Raw genomic sequence first — 18,500 nt, forward strand, 5'->3', positions numbered from 1 at the left:
GGCGAACGCGGCGGCCGGGCAAGTATGGCGGGCTTGTGGAGAGACCAGGCCCCTACTGACGTAGGGGGCTGAGGCAAGGCAAACTTACCCGTGCGACTAGAAAGCTCAGGCAGGGGGAGACCATGACGGCCGAGAGGGAGCCGGTGCAAGGGCAGCAGCTGCGCTTCACCGTGCTCGGACCGGTCCGGGCCTGGCGGGGCGACGAACAGATCCACAGCGGCTCACCGCAGCAGAAGGCGCTGCTGGCCGCCCTGCTGCTGCGCGGCGGGCGCACCGCGACCGCACCGGAGCTGATCGACGGCCTGTGGGGCGAGGAGCCCCCGGACGCGGCCGTCGCCGCGCTGCGCACCTATGCCTCGCGACTGCGCAAGGCCTTCGGGCCGGACTCCGACGTGCTGGTGAGCGAGTCCGGGGGCTACGCCATCCGGATCGGGATCGGGGCCCTGGACGCCGAGGTGGCCGAGCAGCTGGCCGCGGAGGCGGAGAAGGCCCAGCACTCCGGCGACCGGTCGCGAGCGCGTGAGCTCATCAACAAGGCGCTGGACCTGTGGGCCGGTGAGCCGCTGGCCGGGCTGCCAGGACCGTACGCGGAGACGCAGCGCATGCGGCTCGAGGAGTGGCACCTCGTCCTCGTCGAGACCCGGCTCGACCTCGACCTGAACGTCGGCTTCCACGCGGAGGCGGTCTCCGAGCTGACCGCGCTCACCGCCCAGCACCCGTTCCGCGAGCGGCTGCGCGAGCTGCTGATGCTCGCGCTGTACCGCAGCGGGCGGCAGGCCGAGGCGCTGGCCGTGTACAACGACACCCGGCGGCTGCTGGCCGAGGAGCTGGGCGCCGATCCGTGCGCGGAGCTGTCCGAGCTTCAGCAGCGCATCCTCCAGGCGGACGCCGGCCTGGCCGCCCCCGCCGACGCCCGTACCTCCGGCACCGGCCCGACGTTCGTGCGCCCCGCCCAGCTGCCCGCGACCGTGTCCGACTTCACCGGCCGCGACGCCTTCGTCGGCGAGCTGAGCAACCAGCTCGCCACGGCGGAGGGGCGTGTCATGGCCGTGTCAGCGGTGGCGGGCATAGGCGGCGTCGGCAAGACCACCCTGGCCGTCCATGTGGCACACGCCGCCCGGCACCACTTCCCGGACGGTCAGCTTTACGTCGATCTCCAGGGCGCGGGCCCGGTGCCGACCGAGCCCCAGGCGGTCCTCGGCGCGTTTCTGCGCGCCCTGGGCATCCCCGACTCCGCGATCCCCAAGGGCGTGGAGGAACGCGCCGCCCTCTACCGCTCCACGCTGGACGGCCGCCGCGTGCTGGCGCTGCTCGACAACGCGCGCGACGCGGCGCAGGTGCGGCCGCTGCTGCCCGGCACCGAGGGGTGCGCGGCGCTGATCACCAGCCGCGCCCGCATGGTCGACCTGGAGAGCGCGCATCTGGTCGACCTGGATGTGATGAGCCCCGAGGAGGCCCTCGTCCTCTTCACCCGCATCGTCGGCGAGGAGCGGGTCAGCTCGGAGCGGGACGCGGCCATGGACGTGGTGGCGGCGTGCGGCTTCCTGCCGCTGGCCATCCGCATCGCGGCGTCCCGGCTCGCCTCCCGCCGGACCTGGACCGTGTCCTTCCTGGCGCGCAAACTGGCCGACGGGCGCAGGCGCCTGGACGAGCTCCGGGCCGGCGACCTCGCCGTGCGGGCCACGTTCGAACTGGGCTACGGGCAGCTGGAGCCCCAGCAGGCCCGGGCCTTCCGCCTGCTGGGCCTCGCGGACGGCCCCGACATCTCGCTCGCGGCGGCCGCCGTCATCCTCGACATGGACACCTTCGACGCCGAGGAGCTCATCGAGTCCCTGGTCGACGCCTCGCTGCTGGAGTCCGCCGCGCCCGGGCGCTACCGCTATCACGATCTCGTACGCCTCTACGCGCGTGACTGTGCGGAACGGGACCAGTCGATGGCGGACCGTGAGGCGGCGATGTCGCGGCTGCTGGACTTCTACCTCGCCACGGCCGCCCGCGTATACGCCCTGGAGCGGCCGGGCGACCGGCTGGTCGACCACCTGGCGCCGACCGACCGCCCCGGGCTCGACTTCCCCGACCAGAGCGCCGCGCTGGACTGGCTGTTCACCGAGGCCGACTGCCTGCTGGCATGCGCCCAGCAGACGGCGTCGTCCGCCGCCATGGTGCGCAGGGCCGCGGATCTGGTGGCCGCCGCGCCCGACATCGCCGAGTCCGGTGTGAACTCGCGCCGTTACGAGGCCGTCGCGGCCGCGGTCGGGGACGCCGCGCGCAAGGCCGGAGACCTACAGGCGGAAGGCCGCGCCAGGACGCTGCTGGCCCATGCCCTCAGCCTGGCGGGCCGGTACGACGACGCCGAGGAGCAGGCCAAGACGGCGTGGGAGCTGGGCCGGGCGGCGCAGGACCCGGTGCCGACCAGCCGGGTGCCGAACCAGCTCGGCATCATCTTCGCCCTCTCCCGCAGGAGCCCCGAGCAGGCGGAGAAGTATCTCCTCCAGGCGATCGAAGCCTTTCGTAAGGACGGCAACCGCCCGGGCGAGGCCAGCGCGTTGGGCAATCTGTCGCGTGTGCTCCTCGAGACGGATCGCGCGCACAGCGCCGTCGACACGGCCCGGCAGGGGGTGCAGATCCTGGGGAGCCTCGGCCATGTCATGCGCCTGGCCACGGGGAAGTACCAGCTGGGAATAGCGCTGTCCGGTTCGGGTAAACACGCGGAGGCGCTCACCGAGTTGACGGAGGCTCTCACGCTTCTCCAGGAGTGCCGCCAGCCCCTGTGGGAGGGGATGGCCCACCAGCGCCTGGCGGAGGTCCACCTCACCATGCACCAGGCGGCGCAGGCCGCCGCCCACGCCGAGCAGGCCCTCGCCCTGCGCGGCCACGGCGGCGAATGGCGGCGCGCCATCGTGCTGACGGTGCTCGGCAAGGCGCTGTCGCAGCTCAGGCAGAGCGGCCGGGCCGAGGCCTGCTGGCAGGAGGCCCTGTCCATCCACGAACGGCTGGGGGCGGCCGAGGCGGACGAGGTCCGGCATCTGCTGACCGCTTCGGCGACCGCGGCGACCGCATAACGCGGCCCGGTTCGTCCGTTTATTTTTCGTTTATCGAGTTCCGCCACTCTGTACTTAGTCGATCCGCCCCCGCGGGGGGCAGGCGGGTCGGTTGTCAGGTCCTCCAACTAGTGTGAGCGGCCCTGAGATGCCCGTCCGGCGACCCACGGGGGAGTCGCCGGGCGGGCATTGCGCACTCCGCCAACCACAGCTCAAGGAAGTTGATGGCAATGAGCAACGACAAGAAGCCGAAGTCCGATGCCTACCGCCCCATGGATGAGGCGATGCCCGCACCTTCGCCCATCACCACCAAGGACGAGGTCATGCCCGCGCCACCGGGAATCACCACCCGGGACGAGGCCATGCCCGCTCCGCCGGCACTCACCACCAAGGACGAGGTGATGCCCGCGCCGAAGCCGCTCGCCGCGAAGGCGGACGAGGGGCAGGGAGTCGACCCCAGCCAGATCAGCACCACGGATGAGGTCATGCCGGCGCCGAAGCCGCTCGCGGCCGGCGCCAAGGAGCCCGCAGCGGAGGGCTCCCGGTAAGAGGGGGGTTCCCGGGAAGGGGGATCCCGGGAGGGGGGGACATCCTCGATCCGCACGGGGAGAACCACAGGGGGCCGATGTCGGCGGCAGGGAGGGGAAGCTGTCGGCATCGGCCCCCTGTGCATATGGAAAACAGGGGGCCTTCACGCCAACGTTCCGCCAGTTCAAGCCATATGGCCGAACATCCGTACCCTGACCGGCGCGTTTGCAATACAAAATGTCTATTATCTCCCCACCCTGAGGAGCTGCAATGATTCGCACAAAGAAGGCCGTTGTCACGTTGGCGATCGCAGGGATAGCAGCACTCGGCACCGCCGGCACCGCCCTGGCGACTTCCGGCCACGCGGGTTCGGACAGAGGCGCCTCGACCCAGTCGAAGGACACCACTCCCCAGGCCCTGCCGTTCGACGAGGCGCTTCCGGTGCCTGTGCCCAACTAGGACATCACCGCTCCACACGGGGGGCCGAGCCAGAAGGCTCGGCCCATTCCTTTGCCCACGACTTCGCCCGACCACCGCTGCCGCGAGCGGGCCGGGACGCCGGCAGCGCTGGGCAGCACCAAGGCGGCCGTGGCACCATCGGGCAGATGAGCAGCAGACCCGCCGCGGAGCAGCGCCTGAGCGACCTCGCGCTGCTGCGCCGCGTCCGCGACCGGATCGACCGGGAGTACGCGCAGCCACTGGACGTCGAAGCGCTCGCCCGCGGCGTGAACATGTCGGCCGGACACCTCAGCCGCCAGTTCCGGCTCGCCTACGGAGAGTCGCCCTACTCCTACCTCATGACGCGGCGCATCGAGCGTGCGATGGCCCTGCTGCGCCGCGGGGACCTCAGCGTCACCGAGGTCTGTTTCGAGGTCGGCTGCGCGTCGCTGGGCACCTTCAGCACCCGCTTCACCGAGCTGGTCGGCATGCCGCCCGGCGCCTACCGGCGCCAGATGGCGAGCGGGACGGCGGAGATGCCGCCGTGCGTGGCGAAGCAGGTGACCAGACCGGTCAGGAATCAAGAAGCGCCGGTCACCGGGGCGGGGCTAGCGTGAATCCCATGGACATCACCATTCACACGAGCGTTCTTCCGCATGTCGATCCGGACGCGTCCGTGGCCTTCTACCGCGACATCCTCGGCTTCGAGGTCCGCAGCGACGTCGGGCAGGGCACGATGCGCTGGATCACGGTCGGCCCCGCGGGCCAGCCCGACACCTCCATCCTCCTGGCGCCCCCGGCCGCCGACCCCGGCATCACCGAGGACGAGCGCCGCACCATCTCCGAGATGATGGCCAAGGGCACCTACGGCTGGATCCTCCTGGCCACCAAGAACCTCGACGCGACCTTCGAGAACGTCCAGGCCGGCGACGCCGAGGTGGTCCAGGAGCCGACCGAGCAGCCGTACGGCATCCGCGACTGCGCCTTCCGCGACCCCGCGGGCAACATGGTCCGCATCCAGGAACTGCGCTGAGCCATCCGCGGTCGCGACCATGACCCGGTTACCCGTTCGTCCCGTTCATAAGGTCCGCCCGGCGCTCCGGCGCCTGGTCCCCGCCGCCTATCGGCCGGTGCTCGCCAACCGGGTCTTCCGGCGGCTGATCCTCGGCTTCGCGGTCTCGTATCTCGGCGACGGGATGAGCTTCGTCGCGGTGGCGTGGCTGGCGATCGAGCTCGCGCCGGAAACAACCGCGGGGCTGTGGGTCGGCGGCGCGGTGGCCGCCTACACGTTACCGGGCGTCGTCGGCGCGCTGGTGCTGCGGCGCCGGCTGCGCCGGGTGCCGCCCAGACGCCTGCTGCTCGCCGACAACGCGGTGCGTGCCGTGTTCCTCGGCGCCGTACCGCTCGCCTGGCTCGGGGGGCTGCTGACGCCGCCGCTGTACCTCGCGCTGCTGGCGGTCTCGTCGCTGCTGCACGCGTGGGGCAGCGCGGGCAAGTACACCCTGCTGGCCGAGTTGCTGCCCGACGAGCAGCGGCTCGCCGCGAACACCCTGGTCAGCTCGCTCAACTTCGCCGCCACGATCGCCGGGCCCGCGATCGCCGGGGTGCTGGTGACCTACGTCGGCTCCGCGCTGGTGCTCGGGCTGGACGCGCTCACCTATCTGTTCCTCGCCGTGCTCGTCGTACGCACCCGGCTGCCGGAGTCGGGTCAGGTCTCCGCCGTCGACCGGGCGGCCGCCCGCGGCGGGCTCGCACTGCTGCGGTCCCATCCCGAGCTGCTCGGGCTGCTGACGCTCACCTGGTTCTTCAACCTGCTGTACGGCCCGGTCGAGGTCGCCCTGCCGCTCCATGTGACCGACGATCTGCACGCGCCGGGCGCGCTGCTCGGCCTCTACTGGATGCTGTTCGGCGCCGGCGCGCTGGTCGGCGGGCTCGCGACCGGCGCATTGCGGCGGCTGCCGCTGTGGCCCGTGACGGTGGGCACCGTGATCGGCTGGGGGCTCGCGCTGCTGCCGTTCGGCTTCGGCGTGCCGACGGCCGTCACCGTCGCGTGCTTCGCGCTCGGCGGCGCGATATACGGACCGTTCGTGGCGCTCTCGGTGACGTTGATGCAGGCGAAGTCACCGCCGCGGCACCTGTCCGCGATGCTCGCGGCCCGCAGCGCGGCGCTGCTCACCGCGTCGCCGCTCGGCACGGCGCTCGGCGGACCGCTCGTCGCGGCGCTGGGCCCGCGGGCGACGCTCGGCGGCTCGGGGCTCGCCACCGTGGCGCTCGGTGCCGTCGCATGCGTCCTGCTGCCGGCCCGGCGCGGCGGTAGTCACCCGGCCGACAATTCCACCACCTCCGAAACCTAGGGGTGCTAGGTTAAACCTAGGACCCCTAGGAAAGCGAGGTGGGTAGCCATGCCCATGCCCAAATCCACAACCGGCACCCTGAAGGTGCCCGGCGCCACCCTCCACTACGAGACGCGCGGCAGCGGCCCCGTCCTGCTGCTGATCCCCGGCGGCGCGGCCGACGCCGGGCTGTACGCGGGGATCGCGGCCGACCTCGCCGCCCACTACACCGTCGTCTCCTACGACCCGCGCGGCCTCTCCCGCAGCACCCTCGACGGCCCGCTCACCGACCAGCGCGTGGACGTATGGAGCGACGACGCCCACCGGCTGCTCGAACTGCTCTCACCGCACGAGAGCGCGTACGTGCTCGGCTCCAGCTCGGGCGCGATCGTCGCGCTCGACCTGCTGGCCCGCCACCCCGGGCGGCTGCGCCGCGTGGTCGCCCACGAGCCGCCCCTGCTGGAAGTCCTGGCGGACCCCGCACCCCACCGGCGCCTCTTCGCCGAGGTCCGCGAGACGTTCCGCAGGGACGGGGCCGGCCCCGCGATGGCACGGTTCAGCGAGGGGCTGGGGGGCGAGCGGCAGGCCGAGCGGGCGACCGAACTGCCGCCCGAGATCCAGGAGATGGCCCCGCGTATGCACGCCAACCTCCCGGTCTTCCTGGAGCACATGCTGTGCCCGTTCAGCTCGACCGTCCCCGACGTCGCCGCCCTGCGCCGCGCCGGGGACCGGCTGGTGCTCGCGGCGGGCAGGGACTCGCGCGAACAGGAGCCGCTGTACGGGCCGGCCCGGCGGCTGGCGGAGCTGCTCGGCGGAGAGGTCGTGGAGTTCCCGGGCGGGCATGTGGGAGTCACCCAGCACCCGAAGGAGTTCGCCGAGCAGCTGCTGGAGCTGTTCCTGGACCCCGTCGAGGAGTGACCGCTGATTCGCGACGGATGCGGCAGGTCAGCCTTCGTCCGCTTCGGTCAGAGCTTCGGCGATCATGCGGGTGGCGAAGTCACGGTCGTCGGTGAGGCGGTTGATGTGCTCCGCGAGCAGGAAGGCGGTGGCTTCCAGCGGAGTCATCTCGTCCTCGGTCCAGTATCCGTACTGCTTCCGCCACAGGCTGGGACTCAGGCCGATGCCCGCGGCGACGAGCAGGCCGGCCATGGTGGGGATGGCCTCGGGGCGGACGCTCCTGGGCATCACGCGCATCGTGGCCACGAGGTTGGGCACCACGTACTCGATGACATCCTTGCCGTGGTCCTCGTAGGCCATCCGCAGCCACTTCATGAACATGAAGATGAGCGTGCACGTGCCGTCCAGCACGGCATCGGCTCCGCCGGGCCCCAGGGACTCGGTCAACTGGTCTGTCAGCGCCCGCTGTTCGGGGTCGGTCTCGGCCTGACCGTCGTAGATGCTCTTGAGCCGAGAGTCGATCATCATGAGCGCCGCGCCCACGTCGCCGGCGGGAGCGTATTTGGGGTCGCAGGGCGATGACAAAGGACTCCTCCTCGGGTGACCACGGCGGGTAGCGCGGCGTGTCCGTACGGTAACCCAACGATGAGATCGAGGTCCGGCGAATCCCTGCAAAGCTCGGGCAGGGGCCGAGTACGCGTCGAACAAAGGTCAGAACGAGGTGAGGACCTGGTCCGGGTGCTCGAACCAGAAGTGATGACCCTGCGGCGTGACGGTGAGCCCGAAGCGTTCCCACGACGGGCGGTCGTTCCGTTCGTACCATTCCCAGCATCGCGCGGCGACTGCCCAGACCTCCTGTTCCCCACGCTCGCGGTAAGAGAGAGGGCGCCCGTCCTCGTACCAGGCCTCGGACGAGGATCCGTCCGGCAGGACCAATCGCCGCATCACCCGCTCATCCTCTATGCCGTATTGCAGATCGACCCCGGGAAGGTAGGCGGCCAGCAGGAACTTGAACCGGTAGTCATCGAAGGCTTCCAGGGGGATACCCGCCTCGCCTTTCCGGAGGCCGCCCAGGTCAGCGGGTCCGGTCCGGGCGTAGGTGGTGGGGTCGTGGCGTGCGGGCATGAACATGCCGCCGTCCGGGTGGAAGCGTCCTCGAAGGGTCCCGTCGTCGGCGGCGGTAAGGACGGCGAGCCCGGCGCTCAGCGGTGGCATGAGGTTGGCGATCAGTCGTCCCCCGGTCGCGACGGCCACGCGCAGTGATTCGCCGATACGGGGCAGGCCACAGGTGGCTATGACGCGGTCATAGGCGCGTGGCCATGGATACTCGCTCGCGTCGCACGTCAGCACCGTCGGGTTGTGGTCGCAAGCCTGAAGACGGCTCCCAGCAGCGCTGGTCAGCTCCGGGTCGATATCCGCTGTGGTGAGTTGTTCCGTGCTCTGGAGCCGATGAGCGATAAGGGCAGCGTTGTAGCCGGTTCCGGTACCGATTTCCAAGACTGTGTGATCGGCTGCGATGTCGAGCGCTTCGAGCATGCGGACCATGAGACTCGGCGCGGTGCTGGATGAGCTGGGGACCCCGGTCCAGCCGTCTGCGGTGGCGTGGACCGTCACCGGGTCAAGCTGGGTGACCAACGTGGCGTTTGCGTAGATCGGATCAAACCATGCGGGACCATCGTTCGATTCGACTTGACGCCATACGGTGGGGGCGCCGCCTTGGTTCTGGTAGTAGCGGGGCACGAATTCATGTCGTGGGGTTTCTTCGATCGCCGCGCGCCAATGCAGGGAGTGAAGGTCTCCGGACTCTTCGAGGGCATCGGCCAAATCGCGGGCCCGGGGTCGCCAGTTCAAAACGTGCACCATCCGTTCAGGGTGTCAGCGATGGCATTGGCCAGCGGGTATTGATCGTTCGGCCACGCCCATTGGCCAGACGGGTTGGCTTCCAGGAAAGTCCACGTGCCATCGGGGCGGGCGATGAAGTCGAAGGCGGCGTAGGTCAGCCTCATTGCCGTCATGTACGTGCCGACAGCGTCGCTGATGGCCTTGGGGGTCGCTATGGCGGAGTACGACAAGGCGTCGTAGTCGGTGCGCCAGTCGAGGCAGGCGGCCTCGCTGTGTGCATCGATCCTGACGCTGTGGCAGGTTCCGCCGATCGAGAAGAGACGGATCTCGAAAGCACCCTCGATCCACTCTTGGAACAGATGCGCGGTCGTCTCGATCCCGTTCAAGTCGCCCAGGTCCACGACGCGGGTGAACACCGTCTCCACGCCGATGGACTCATGAGCGACATAGGGGATCCCCATAGGTTTGGTGACAATGGGACGGCCGGTACCTTTGGCGAATTCGATGACCGCGCCCGAACTGTTCGTGATCAGTGTTCGTGGAGTGTCGAAGCCGACATTCGAGGCGACGCGAAGCTGCTCGGGCTTGAACTCAGCTGCGGCGGCGCGGCTCGGGTGGTTCATCCATCGGGACCAACCTGCGGCCAGCCCTGTCAGGATACCGCCGAGCCCGATACGGGCTGCACCTCGTGCCCAATGCGCGTCCGACTCCGACAGGTCGGGGAACACGACTTGATTCGGTCGGTTCCAGTACACCGCCCTGATGTCTGTCAGTTCGACGCTGCGGTGAGACGTGGCGAGTGTCCCGGACCAAGCTCCGGTTCCATCGTGGCGGCCGCGCAGTTCCACCTCGCGAGGGAACTGCGCGGTATCCATGCGGAAGACGGGCACGCGTGCAGCGTGCAGTGCCTCAACCACCAAGTCGGTTGCGGCGTCGTGCAGCCCGTCCACGATCAGGACACTGCTCACTCGATCACGCCGGGGTCGCCGCCCTCATCCGCTGGAGGCGGGTTCTTGATGTCTCCGTCCGGACTGGTTTTCTGCGATGTCGCCATCGTCGCCAACGGGGTTCCGTCGGGATACGCGGACGTCTGCGTGACTGGGTTGTAGACCGGTCGTGGCCCGATTGCCGCGCCGGGGAGCGGCTGCTGGACGTGCGCACCGAAGACAGCATAGGGCCGGATGACGCCGGGCCTGGCTGCCACCGGGATACGCGATTGGAGGGGGATCGGGGATGCGAGTTGCACGGTATCTCCATGGGTCTCGTTGGTGGGTGTGCCCGATGATGCCCCCGCTGCTGGGCCGGGTGTGAGTAGGTTTTCAGCGCGAGTTCTGCTATTTCCTCCCTGATCCTCTGGGGATGATGGCCTTGGTCCCATCTCGAGGCGAGATGGACGGTACTTCCTGGCGCGGCGGGGTGCGGGTGAGAATGTCACTCCCACCATGACTCGTCGCGGACATCGGGGTACTCCTTCGCCTCCTCCGGGAACTTGACGTTTCCGGCGTCGGTCATCCACTCCCGTCCACCTTCGGCCGGGCGCAGGAAGGCGACGCGGGGCCCCGGCATCCTGTGGTCGAAGATGAGATCGTCAACGTGACAGACCGCCTGGAGGACGCCGACGCGCCCCGTAGCAGCGTCGTACGCTTCCTGGCCCACTTCCGGGCCCCTGTACGGCATCGGCCAGCTCATGCGGGCAACCCCCAACGGGCCGCACGGCTCGGCATCTCGTGGGACGGGTGACGGCGGCGCAAGATCTCGCACGCGGTCGCCCTGTCGAAATCCCCGTCCCGCTTGGCCTTCTCGCGCAAGGCGGTGTACTCCTCGCACTTTGCGCAGCCTTGAGTTCCAGCGGTCATGCCCCGCACCATCAACGACCCCACCGCCGCCGCCTCCCCCGCTCCAAGTGCTTGCGGATCACCTTGCCCAGATCCTCCGCACGCTTCTCCAACTCCTTGAGAGTGGGGCGCGGGCCGGAACCCCCCGGCGTCTCCGGTGGAGGTGTGTCCGCGCTCACCTCGCCACCCCCAACGCCCGCCCCTGCTCGTACCGGAGGACGTACGGCCCCACAGGGTCGAAGTCCCAGAGAATCGGGAACCGCTCAGCAGCGGGAACGCGCGGGAGGACGAGCGTCGGCGGGTCCTCGAAGCGGACAGAGGACGTGGCGGAGGGCTCGGAGGACTCCGTGGCGACGGGCATCGGAGGCAGCGGTACGGGAGTGCGGGCGGGGTGAGCCGCCAGGTACTCCGCGCTATGCCGCCCCCGGCCGGTCGTGCTCATAAGCCTTTTCAGGCCCCACTCCACGAGGGTGCGTACGCCTGCACGGAGTAGCTTTCGAACGCTTTTCGGATTGGCGGCAGCAGAAACGCTCATACGCCGTTCTTCCGAGATGGCGGTGACCATGTAACTCCCTCTGACCGCAGCGAGGTGGCGCAAAGGCCATCCGCGTTGTGTCTGACGTAACCACGTTGGCGCATCTGCGAATTAAGGTGCAAGCGATCCGCGGTGGGTCTTAGAATTGGTACATGCCACTGCGCGAGCAGGGGTCGTCCGAGGGGGAACAGGGAATGGCAGACTCGGCACACGAGCGCGCCGAGGGCCAGCAGAGGGACGCGGAGGGCACACAGGTGGCTGCACGACGAGGTGCGACGTTCCGGCGCAGGGAACTCGGGAAAGAACTCCGACGCCTACGAGAGAAGTGCGACCTCACCATCGATGAGGCCGCCGATGGACTTGGCTTCTCGGAAACCAAGCTCGGCCGGGTGGAGACAGGACACAACGCTCTCCCTCGGGTCAAGGACATGGAGGCGCTGCTCGACCGCTACGGCGTCGCCGACATCGACGACCGGGAGTCCCTGCTCACGCTCCACCGGGAGTCTCTCAGCAGTGACTGGTGGACACCCTATCGAGCGGTTATGCCGTCGGGTATGCCCATGTGGGTTGGCCTTGAGGCAGACGCCCGAGCGATGCGCGCCTGGCATTCGCAGCTTGTCTTCGGGCTGCTGCAAACCGAAAGTTACGCGCGAGCGATGTTCCTAACGGCAAAAGCCGTTGAGGAGACGACCACGGAGTTCGTTGAATACAACGTGCGGGTGCGGATGGAGCGCCAGCAGATCATCACCCGCGAGGACAGCCCAGTGGAGCTTCGTGTCATCCTCGACGAGTCAGCCCTCCGCCACGTCATCGGCAGTCCGGAGGTGATGCGGGAGCAGTATGAGGCGATTGCCGAGCTGAGCAGACGCGACAACGTAACGGTGCAGATCCTGCCGCAGTCTCTGGCGACCTACCGGGCCGAAGGCAACTTCATCGTTCTCGACTTCGATGGTCATGTGGGATCAGTCGTTCAAATGGATCTGCCGACGACCATCAGTGTCACCGACAAAGAACGGGAAGTCTGGCAGCACAATCGACGCTTCGACGCCATGCGGGAGAGAGCGCTGGCGCCGGCAGAGACCGTTCGCTTCCTCGAACAACTAGCAAGGGAGTTGGGCTAGCCATGCCATCACGCGAACGCGCCATCGACGCAGCACCGGAAGACACCTGGTTCAAATCGTCCTACAGCGGCCAACAAGGCGGCACCTGCGTGGAGATCGCAGACCTGACCACCGCCGTCGGCGTCCGCGACTCGAAGGACAAGTCCGGCCCCGCCCTCCTCATACCCGCCGCCGCGTGGGCCGCGTTCGTGGGCGGCGTTCGTACGGGGCGGATCGGCCACCCGGCCGAGTAGGCCAGGGGGGCGATCAGTCGAGCTGCGGGCCGCGCGAGCGCAGCAGGGTCTTGAGGACCTTGCCGCTCGCGTTCCGCGGCAGCTCCGCCAGGAACTCCACCTTCCGCGGCACCTTGTAGTTGGCCATCTCCCGCCGCGACCAGGCGATCAGGTCGTCCGCCGTCAGCGTCGCCCCCGCGCGCCGCACCGCGTACGCCTTCGCCACCTCCCCCAGCCGCGGGTCCGGGATGCCGATGACCGCGACATCGGCGACGTCGGGGTGGCGGGCGATCAGCTGCTCGATCTCCGCCGGATACGCGTTGAAGCCGCCCACGATGAACATGTCCTTGATGCGGTCGGTGATCCGCAGATTGCCGCCCTCGTCCATGACGCCGACATCGCCCGTGCGCAGCCAGCCGTCCGGGGTGATGGCCCGGGCCGTGGCGACCGGGTCCTCGAAGTAGCCGCGGGTGACGTGGTAGCCGCGGACCCAGATCTCGCCCGGCTGTCCCGGCGGGAGCTCCGCGCCGCCGGGGCGGACGACCTTGACCTCGGTGCCGGGGATGGCGCGGCCGGAGGTGGCGGCGATCACCTCGGGCGGGTCGCCGCGGCGGCACATGGTGACGGTGCCGGAGGCCTCGCTGAGGCCGTAGGCGGTCAGGACGGTGGCGACGCGGAGTTCGGAGCGGAGCCGTTCGACCAGTTCCAGGGGGACGACGGCGGCGCCCGTGACGACCAGGCGCAGGGTCGACAGGTCGTGCGCGGCGCGGGCCGGGTGGTCGAGCAGGGACTGGTGGAGGGTGGGCGGGCCGGGGAGGACGCTGATGCGCTCGGCCGCGATGTTGGCGAGCGCGGTGTCCACGTTGAAGACGGACTGCGGGACCATCGTGGCGCCGCGCGTCAGACAGGCGATGATGCCCGCCTTGTAGCCGAAGGTGTGGAAGAACGGGTTGACGATGAGGTAGCGGTCGCCCTCCGTCAGGCCCGTGACCTCGCTCCAGGTGGTGTAGACGCGCAGCGTCTGGGCGTGGGTGATCACCACGCCCTTGGGCCGGCCGGTGGTGCCCGAGGTGAAGGTGATGTCCGAGGGGTCTGCGGGGCGTATGGCGGCGGCTCGGGCGCGTATCGTCCCGGCCGACAGGGGCTCGCCCGCGGCCAGGAAGTCCTTCCAGGTGCGGAAGTCGGCGGGGGCGTCGTCGGCCAGGACGATCACTTCGCGGAGGTAGGGCAGACCGGGGAGCGGGTCCCGGCCCGACCCCTCCCCCGCCGCGCGGCGCAGCGAGGCCACATACGAGGTGCCGAGGAAGGTGCCGGTGATGAACAGGTGCGTGGCGCGGGTGCGGCGCAGTACGTACGCCGCCTCCGCGCCCTTGAAACGGGTGTTGACGGGGACCAGCACCCCGCCCGCCGTGACCGCGCCCAGCGCGGCGACGATCCAGTCGAGCGAGTTGGGCGCCCAGATCGCGACGCGGTCGCCCGCCTCGACGCCCGAGGCGAGGCAGGCCGCCGCGGCCCGCTCGACGCGCTCGCCGAGCTCCGCGTAGGAGATCCGGGTGCGGCCGTCGACCACCGCCTCGGCCTCGCCGTACCGCTCGGCCGCCGCTTGCACCAGCGCCGGGATGGTCTCGCGCATCGGGTCACCTCCCGTAGCCGCGCCACGCATAGCTGACTGTCCGTCAGATTAGCGGTAGCCTTCCCCGCTGTCAGCACCGATGAACCGATGCACGCGCCGATGAACGCGACCACGGAGGTGACGATGGGGGCGACCCTGAAAGACACGACCGCGATAGCCGGCATCGGCCAGACCCCCTTCGCCAAACGTCTCCCCGAGTCCGAGAAGGCCCTGGCCTGTCGGGCGATTCTCGCCGCGCTCGACGACGCGGGGCTGGCCCCGTCCGAGGTGGACGCCTTCGCCTCGTACACCATGGAGGAGACCGACGAGGTCGAGGTCGCCAAGGCCATCGGCGCCGGGGACGTGACCTTCTTCAGCAAGGTCGGCTACGGCGGGGGCGGCTCCTGCGCGACCGTCGCCCATCTGGCCGCCGCGATCGCGACGGGCCAGGCGAGCGTCGGGGTGGCCTGGCGCTCCCGCAAGCGCGGCAGTGGCCCGCGCCCGTGGACCAACACCCGCGTACAGCTGCCCACCCCCGCGCAGTGGACCCGGCCGTACGGGCTGCTGCGGCCGGCCGACGAGATCGGATTGCTGGCCCGCCGCTATATGCACGAGTACGGCGCCACCCGCGACCACTTCTTCAATGTGGCGCTGGCCTGCCGCAACCGAGCCAACCAGAACCCGGCCGCGATGATGTACGAGCGGCCGCTGACCCGCGAGATGTATATGACGGCCCGCTGGATCAGCGAGCCGCTGTGCCTCTTCGACAACTGCCTGGAGACCGACGGCGCGCTGGCCTGCGTACTCGTCTCCGCGGAGCGGGCGCGCGACTGCCGGCGCCCGCCCGTGTACGTCCACTCCGTGGCCCAGGGGCTGCCCGCCCAGCACCACGGGATGGTCAACTACTGGAACGACGACCCGCTCACCGGGCCCGCCTGGACCGCCGCCCGCCGGCTGTGGAAGTCGGCCGACTTCGGGCCACAGGACGTGGACGTGGCGCAGATCTACGACGCCTTCACCCCCCTGATCCCGCTGTCGCTGGAGGGCTACGGCTTCTGCGGACGCGGCGAGGGGGCCGCCTTCACCGAGGGCGGCGCACTGGAGATCGGCGGGCGACTGCCGCTCAACACCGGCGGGGGCGGCCTCAGCGAGGCGTACGTACACGGTTTCAACCTCATCACCGAGGGGGTCAGACAGCTGCGCGGCACCAGCACCGCGCAGGTGCCGAACGCCGCCACCTGCCTGGTCACCGCGGGCGAGGGGGTACCCACCTCGGCCCTGCTGCTGAGGAGTTGATCGAGGAGATGACACAGTCCGGTGCCCAGCGGTCCGAGGGGCTGCTCGCGCCCGTGCCCGACGAGGACGGGGCGCCGTTCTTCGCCTACGCGGCGCGCGGCGAGCTGCGCGTCCAGACCTGCTCCGGCTGCGGCGAGCCGCGCTTCCCGCCCCGCCCCTGCTGTCCGCACTGCCAGTCCTTCGAGAGCGAGTGGATACGGACCGGCGGCCGTGGCCGGATCTGGTCGTATGTCGTGCCGCACCCGCCGCTGTTGCCCGCGTATGCCGCGCAGGCCCCGTACAACGTGATCCTCGTCGAGCTCGTGGACGCCCCGCGCATCCGGCTGGTGGGCAATCTGGTCACCGCCGCCGACGCCGCCCTCGACTCGGTCGACCCGGCGCGGATCCGGATCAACGCCCCCGTGCGGGCCGTCTTCCACCGCCCGGCGGACGAAATCACGGTGGTGCGCTGGGTGCTGGAGCGGCCATGACGGTGCGTACGCGGATCGAGGACGGCGGCGTCGCGGTCGTCACCCTCGACCGGCCCGAGCGGCACAACGCCATCGACCTGGAGACGGCCGCGGAACTGGCGGCCGTCTGGCGCGGCTTCCGGATGGACGAGTCGGTGCGGGCCGTGGTGCTCACCGGGGCGGGCGACCGGGCCTTCTGCACCGGCATCGACCGCGCCGTGCGGGTGGCCCAGCCCCCGTCCCCGTACTCGGTCGACGACCCGCTGCTGACCATCGGACCCAAGGCCAACGACCTGTGGAAGCCGGTCGTCGCCGCGGTGGGCGGCATGGCCTGCGGCGGGGCGTTCTATCTGCTGGGCGAGGCCGAGTTCATCGTCGCCGCCGAACACGCCACGTTCTTCGACCCGCACACCAGCTACGGGATGGTGAGCGCCTACGAGGCGGTCTACATGGCGCAGCGCATGCCCCTGGGGGAGGTCGCGCGGATGGCGCTGATGGGCACCGCGGAGCGCCTCTCGGCCCGGCGGGCGTATGAGATCGGCCTGGTCAGCGAGGTGACCCCGGCCGGCGCCGACCCGGTCGCCGCCGCCCTGCGCGCCGCCGCGGTCATCGCGTCGTATCCGACGGCGGCCGTGCAGGGGACGGTGCGTGCGGTGTGGGCGGCCAAGGAGGCGGCGCTGGCCCAGGCCCTGGCGCACGCCCCGCAGCTGATCGCGCTCGGGAATCTGCCGCCGGAGCGCCAGGCCGGACTCTTCGCGGGCCGCGCCAGGGACTACCGGGTGCGGTGAAAGCCCTCAGGACGCCGGGGTCTTGCTCGCCTGGGTGATCTGGCAGGTGATCGACTTCCGCCGGGTGTAGCTGGTGGTGTCGGGGCGCCCGAGGGCAGGCCGGACGGCAGGTCCGTGGGCAGATCGGTGGGGACGCCGCTGGGGGTGGACAGCGGCGTGTCACCGCCGCCGCCACCCCCGGAGACGAAGCCGCCGGACCCACGGCGACCCTACGCAACGGGGCTCGCCCCCAAAGCCGCCCCGGGCGTCAGGACGGGAACTTGAGCACCGAGTCGACCTTGCAGGTGAAGGACGTCTGCTCGGTGAGGTAGCGGTAGGAGGTGGCCTTGACCGTCTGGCTGCTGCCGGCCATGACGGTGACGGACTCGTAGTCGCTGCCGAGCAGGCTGGCGGTGGACTGGTCGGTCCACTTGACGCTGATCCCGTAGCGCATGGACTGCGACTCGGGGTTCCGGATGGTGAGGGAGTACTGGAACGAGTGGGTGGTCTCGTCGTAGTCGCAGCCGGTGGCGGAGACGTCGTTCGTGCCGTCCGAGTTGTAGGTGGGCGGCGCGGAGTAGCTGTACGAGGGCGAGGGGGTGTACGAGGGGAGGCCCGACGGCAGGTCCGTGGGCAGATCGGTGGGGAGATCGGTGGGGACGCCGCTGGGGGTGGACAGCGGTGTGTCGCCGCCGCCACCGCCCCCGGAGACGAAGCCGCCGGACCCGAGCCCGCCGCCGTCGCTGTGCCGGCCCTTCTTTCCACAGCCGGTCAGGGCCAACAGGCCGATCGCGGCGACAGCGACAAGACGCATGGAACGGCGACGCATGAATTACCCCCGTTGAAAAAGACACTTTCAGGCCAACCTCGACGGCTGACGAGTGCACGGCACCCTACGCAGTGGGGCGTCCTACCCCAAAGTCACTTCAGAGACGGTGCCGACCAGGCCCGTTCAGTCGACGGAGACGACCTCACACGTCACCACGGTTCCCGCAACCCCGGGATCATCCAGCGGAACTTTCACGGTCTTCGTCTGCTTCGCGGCGAAGCGCGCGTGCGCGCTGCCCGAGGTCACCTTCGAGTCCTTGTCGCGGAAGTCCATGGTGACGATGTACGTCTGGGACCGGTCGGTCTGGTTGGTCACCTTCACGATCGCGGCCGGCTCACCGTTCTTGTCCTCGCCGGCGCACTTGACGAGGGCCACGCGCGGCGCGAGCTCCCCCGGCTTGGTGGTGGAGCCGGACGACGAACCGCTGCTCGACGAGGAGTCGTTGTCGTCATAGCGGTCGTGGTAGCGGTAGCCGCCGGAACCAGAACCAGAATCGGAGGAGTCGGAGTAGCCGCCGGAGCTGGAACCGGAACTCGAACTGGAATCGGAGTTCGAGCTGGAGTGGCTCGAGCTGGAGTTGGAGCAGCCGCCCCCGCCGCCCGAGCCGTGCCGCCCGTGCCCACGGCTCTTGAATCCGGTCAGTGACACCAGCACCACCGCGATCACAGCCGTCAGCCGCAGCCCTCGCCGCATCATCTCTGTTCGTCCCCCGATTCACGTCCGCCTGCCCGGCCCCATCGGGTCCGGGCAGCGCCCGCCACCGTA

Annotated in this window: 21 protein-coding genes; 12 read left to right on the forward strand and 9 right to left on the reverse strand. The window is 69.9% G+C overall.

Features of this window, described 5'->3' with window-relative positions:
- Positions 1–122: 122 nt before the first annotated feature.
- The 7 genes from afsR (at position 123) to ABTY62_RS37845 (ending at position 7,258) form a co-directional block, all read left to right on the forward strand.
- The gene (gene afsR, locus ABTY62_RS37815) at positions 123–3,062 is read left to right on the forward strand and encodes an SARP-family global regulator AfsR (RefSeq protein WP_352133919.1); all 2,940 of its coding nucleotides are present in this window, start codon (positions 123–125) and stop codon (positions 3,060–3,062) included.
- Positions 3,063–3,271: 209 nt separating this feature from the next.
- Positions 3,272–3,589, forward strand: coding sequence for a hypothetical protein (locus ABTY62_RS37820; protein ID WP_352133920.1), 318 nt, complete (start codon positions 3,272–3,274; stop codon positions 3,587–3,589).
- A 250-nt stretch (positions 3,590–3,839) separates the two neighbouring features.
- The gene (locus ABTY62_RS37825; protein WP_352133921.1) at positions 3,840–4,028 is read left to right on the forward strand and encodes a hypothetical protein; all 189 of its coding nucleotides are present in this window, start codon (positions 3,840–3,842) and stop codon (positions 4,026–4,028) included.
- A gap of 146 nt (positions 4,029–4,174) precedes the next feature.
- Positions 4,175–4,624, forward strand: coding sequence for a helix-turn-helix transcriptional regulator (locus ABTY62_RS37830; RefSeq protein WP_352133922.1), 450 nt, complete (start codon positions 4,175–4,177; stop codon positions 4,622–4,624).
- Positions 4,625–4,629: 5 nt separating this feature from the next.
- Entirely contained in the window at positions 4,630–5,040 is a 411-nt protein-coding gene (locus tag ABTY62_RS37835; RefSeq protein WP_352133923.1) for a VOC family protein, read from the forward strand.
- 19 nt (positions 5,041–5,059) lie between these two features.
- On the forward strand, positions 5,060–6,361 hold the full coding sequence (locus ABTY62_RS37840) for an MFS transporter (RefSeq protein ID WP_352133924.1): 1,302 nt from the start codon (positions 5,060–5,062) through the stop codon (positions 6,359–6,361).
- Positions 6,362–6,415: 54 nt separating this feature from the next.
- Positions 6,416–7,258 carry an alpha/beta fold hydrolase gene (locus tag ABTY62_RS37845; protein ID WP_352133925.1) on the forward strand — a complete coding sequence of 281 codons (843 nt, stop codon included), beginning with the start codon at positions 6,416–6,418 and terminating at the stop codon, positions 7,256–7,258.
- 27 nt (positions 7,259–7,285) lie between these two features.
- Here the strand turns inward: ABTY62_RS37845 and ABTY62_RS37850 are convergent, their stop codons facing one another.
- The 6 genes from ABTY62_RS37850 to ABTY62_RS37875 form a co-directional block, all read right to left on the reverse strand.
- Complete coding sequence (locus ABTY62_RS37850) at positions 7,286–7,765, reverse strand: hypothetical protein (protein ID WP_502997597.1); 480 nt, start codon at positions 7,763–7,765, stop codon at positions 7,286–7,288.
- 183 nt (positions 7,766–7,948) lie between these two features.
- Positions 7,949–9,100 (reverse strand): methyltransferase domain-containing protein, encoded by a 1,152-nt coding sequence (locus ABTY62_RS37855; RefSeq protein ID WP_352133927.1) that lies wholly within the window; start codon positions 9,098–9,100, stop codon positions 7,949–7,951.
- Positions 9,085–10,029, reverse strand: coding sequence for an MvdC/MvdD family ATP grasp protein (locus tag ABTY62_RS37860; protein ID WP_352133928.1), 945 nt, complete (start codon positions 10,027–10,029; stop codon positions 9,085–9,087). The genes ABTY62_RS37855 and ABTY62_RS37860 overlap by 16 nt, the downstream gene beginning before the upstream one ends.
- Before the next feature lie 14 nt (positions 10,030–10,043).
- Positions 10,044–10,325 (reverse strand): hypothetical protein, encoded by a 282-nt coding sequence (locus ABTY62_RS37865; RefSeq protein WP_352133929.1) that lies wholly within the window; start codon positions 10,323–10,325, stop codon positions 10,044–10,046.
- Between the two features lie 185 nt (positions 10,326–10,510).
- Positions 10,511–10,756 (reverse strand): hypothetical protein, encoded by a 246-nt coding sequence (locus ABTY62_RS37870; RefSeq protein ID WP_352133930.1) that lies wholly within the window; start codon positions 10,754–10,756, stop codon positions 10,511–10,513.
- A gap of 333 nt (positions 10,757–11,089) precedes the next feature.
- A complete protein-coding gene (locus ABTY62_RS37875) occupies positions 11,090–11,479 on the reverse strand; it encodes a hypothetical protein (RefSeq protein WP_352133931.1) in 390 nt (129 codons plus the stop codon).
- Positions 11,480–11,601: 122 nt separating this feature from the next.
- On the opposite strand from ABTY62_RS37875, the gene ABTY62_RS37880 reads away from it, so the two are divergent.
- Together ABTY62_RS37880 and ABTY62_RS37885 are read left to right on the forward strand one after the other, a co-directional pair.
- A complete protein-coding gene (locus ABTY62_RS37880) occupies positions 11,602–12,570 on the forward strand; it encodes a helix-turn-helix domain-containing protein (RefSeq protein WP_352133932.1) in 969 nt (322 codons plus the stop codon).
- A 2-nt stretch (positions 12,571–12,572) separates the two neighbouring features.
- Positions 12,573–12,803 (forward strand): DUF397 domain-containing protein, encoded by a 231-nt coding sequence (locus ABTY62_RS37885; protein ID WP_352133933.1) that lies wholly within the window; start codon positions 12,573–12,575, stop codon positions 12,801–12,803.
- Between the two features lie 13 nt (positions 12,804–12,816).
- Here the strand turns inward: ABTY62_RS37885 and ABTY62_RS37890 are convergent, their stop codons facing one another.
- Positions 12,817–14,415: a FadD3 family acyl-CoA ligase gene (locus ABTY62_RS37890; RefSeq protein ID WP_352133934.1), complete on the reverse strand. Its 1,599-nt coding sequence runs from the start codon at positions 14,413–14,415 to the stop codon at positions 12,817–12,819.
- A 123-nt stretch (positions 14,416–14,538) separates the two neighbouring features.
- On the opposite strand from ABTY62_RS37890, the gene ABTY62_RS37895 reads away from it, so the two are divergent.
- From ABTY62_RS37895 to ABTY62_RS37905, 3 genes are read left to right on the forward strand one after another with little or no spacing between them, the layout of a single operon-like run.
- Positions 14,539–15,690, forward strand: coding sequence for a lipid-transfer protein (locus ABTY62_RS37895; RefSeq protein WP_352134022.1), 1,152 nt, complete (start codon positions 14,539–14,541; stop codon positions 15,688–15,690).
- An 8-nt stretch (positions 15,691–15,698) separates the two neighbouring features.
- Complete coding sequence (locus ABTY62_RS37900; protein ID WP_352133935.1) at positions 15,699–16,160, forward strand: Zn-ribbon domain-containing OB-fold protein; 462 nt, start codon at positions 15,699–15,701, stop codon at positions 16,158–16,160.
- Positions 16,157–16,927 carry an enoyl-CoA hydratase/isomerase family protein gene (locus tag ABTY62_RS37905; protein WP_352133936.1) on the forward strand — a complete coding sequence of 257 codons (771 nt, stop codon included), beginning with the start codon at positions 16,157–16,159 and terminating at the stop codon, positions 16,925–16,927. Before ABTY62_RS37900 ends, ABTY62_RS37905 begins: the two co-directional genes overlap by 4 nt.
- Before the next feature lie 247 nt (positions 16,928–17,174).
- Here the strand turns inward: ABTY62_RS37905 and ABTY62_RS37910 are convergent, their stop codons facing one another.
- Entirely contained in the window at positions 17,175–17,720 is a 546-nt protein-coding gene (locus tag ABTY62_RS37910; protein WP_352133937.1) for a hypothetical protein, read from the reverse strand.
- 138 nt (positions 17,721–17,858) lie between these two features.
- Positions 17,859–18,431: a hypothetical protein gene (locus ABTY62_RS37915; protein WP_352133938.1), complete on the reverse strand. Its 573-nt coding sequence runs from the start codon at positions 18,429–18,431 to the stop codon at positions 17,859–17,861.
- Positions 18,432–18,500 lie beyond the last annotated feature (69 nt).

It is taken from the genome of Streptomyces sp. NPDC097640 (assembly GCF_040302705.1).
In the GTDB taxonomy this organism is placed as follows: domain Bacteria; phylum Actinomycetota; class Actinomycetes; order Streptomycetales; family Streptomycetaceae; genus Streptomyces.

Coding starts and splice junctions, on each gene's coding strand:
- ABTY62_RS37890 (WP_352133934.1), bottom strand. CDS start 14,415: ATGCGCGAGACCATCCCGGCGCTGGTGCAAGCGGCGGCCGAGCGGTAC.
- ABTY62_RS37910 (WP_352133937.1), bottom strand. CDS start 17,720: ATGCGTCTTGTCGCTGTCGCCGCGATCGGCCTGTTGGCCCTGACCGGC.
- ABTY62_RS37900 (WP_352133935.1), top strand. CDS start 15,699: ATGACACAGTCCGGTGCCCAGCGGTCCGAGGGGCTGCTCGCGCCCGTG.
- ABTY62_RS37830 (WP_352133922.1), top strand. CDS start 4,175: ATGAGCAGCAGACCCGCCGCGGAGCAGCGCCTGAGCGACCTCGCGCTG.
- ABTY62_RS37845 (WP_352133925.1), top strand. CDS start 6,416: ATGCCCAAATCCACAACCGGCACCCTGAAGGTGCCCGGCGCCACCCTC.
- ABTY62_RS37880 (WP_352133932.1), top strand. CDS start 11,602: ATGCCACTGCGCGAGCAGGGGTCGTCCGAGGGGGAACAGGGAATGGCA.
- ABTY62_RS37820 (WP_352133920.1), top strand. CDS start 3,272: ATGAGCAACGACAAGAAGCCGAAGTCCGATGCCTACCGCCCCATGGAT.
- ABTY62_RS37905 (WP_352133936.1), top strand. CDS start 16,157: ATGACGGTGCGTACGCGGATCGAGGACGGCGGCGTCGCGGTCGTCACC.
- ABTY62_RS37840 (WP_352133924.1), top strand. CDS start 5,060: ATGACCCGGTTACCCGTTCGTCCCGTTCATAAGGTCCGCCCGGCGCTC.
- ABTY62_RS37825 (WP_352133921.1), top strand. CDS start 3,840: ATGATTCGCACAAAGAAGGCCGTTGTCACGTTGGCGATCGCAGGGATA.
- ABTY62_RS37885 (WP_352133933.1), top strand. CDS start 12,573: ATGCCATCACGCGAACGCGCCATCGACGCAGCACCGGAAGACACCTGG.
- ABTY62_RS37875 (WP_352133931.1), bottom strand. CDS start 11,479: ATGGTCACCGCCATCTCGGAAGAACGGCGTATGAGCGTTTCTGCTGCC.
- ABTY62_RS37855 (WP_352133927.1), bottom strand. CDS start 9,100: ATGGTGCACGTTTTGAACTGGCGACCCCGGGCCCGCGATTTGGCCGAT.
- ABTY62_RS37895 (WP_352134022.1), top strand. CDS start 14,539: ATGGGGGCGACCCTGAAAGACACGACCGCGATAGCCGGCATCGGCCAG.
- afsR (WP_352133919.1), top strand. CDS start 123: ATGACGGCCGAGAGGGAGCCGGTGCAAGGGCAGCAGCTGCGCTTCACC.
- ABTY62_RS37870 (WP_352133930.1), bottom strand. CDS start 10,756: ATGCCGTACAGGGGCCCGGAAGTGGGCCAGGAAGCGTACGACGCTGCT.
- ABTY62_RS37835 (WP_352133923.1), top strand. CDS start 4,630: ATGGACATCACCATTCACACGAGCGTTCTTCCGCATGTCGATCCGGAC.
- ABTY62_RS37915 (WP_352133938.1), bottom strand. CDS start 18,431: ATGATGCGGCGAGGGCTGCGGCTGACGGCTGTGATCGCGGTGGTGCTG.
- ABTY62_RS37850 (WP_502997597.1), bottom strand. CDS start 7,765: ATGATGATCGACTCTCGGCTCAAGAGCATCTACGACGGTCAGGCCGAG.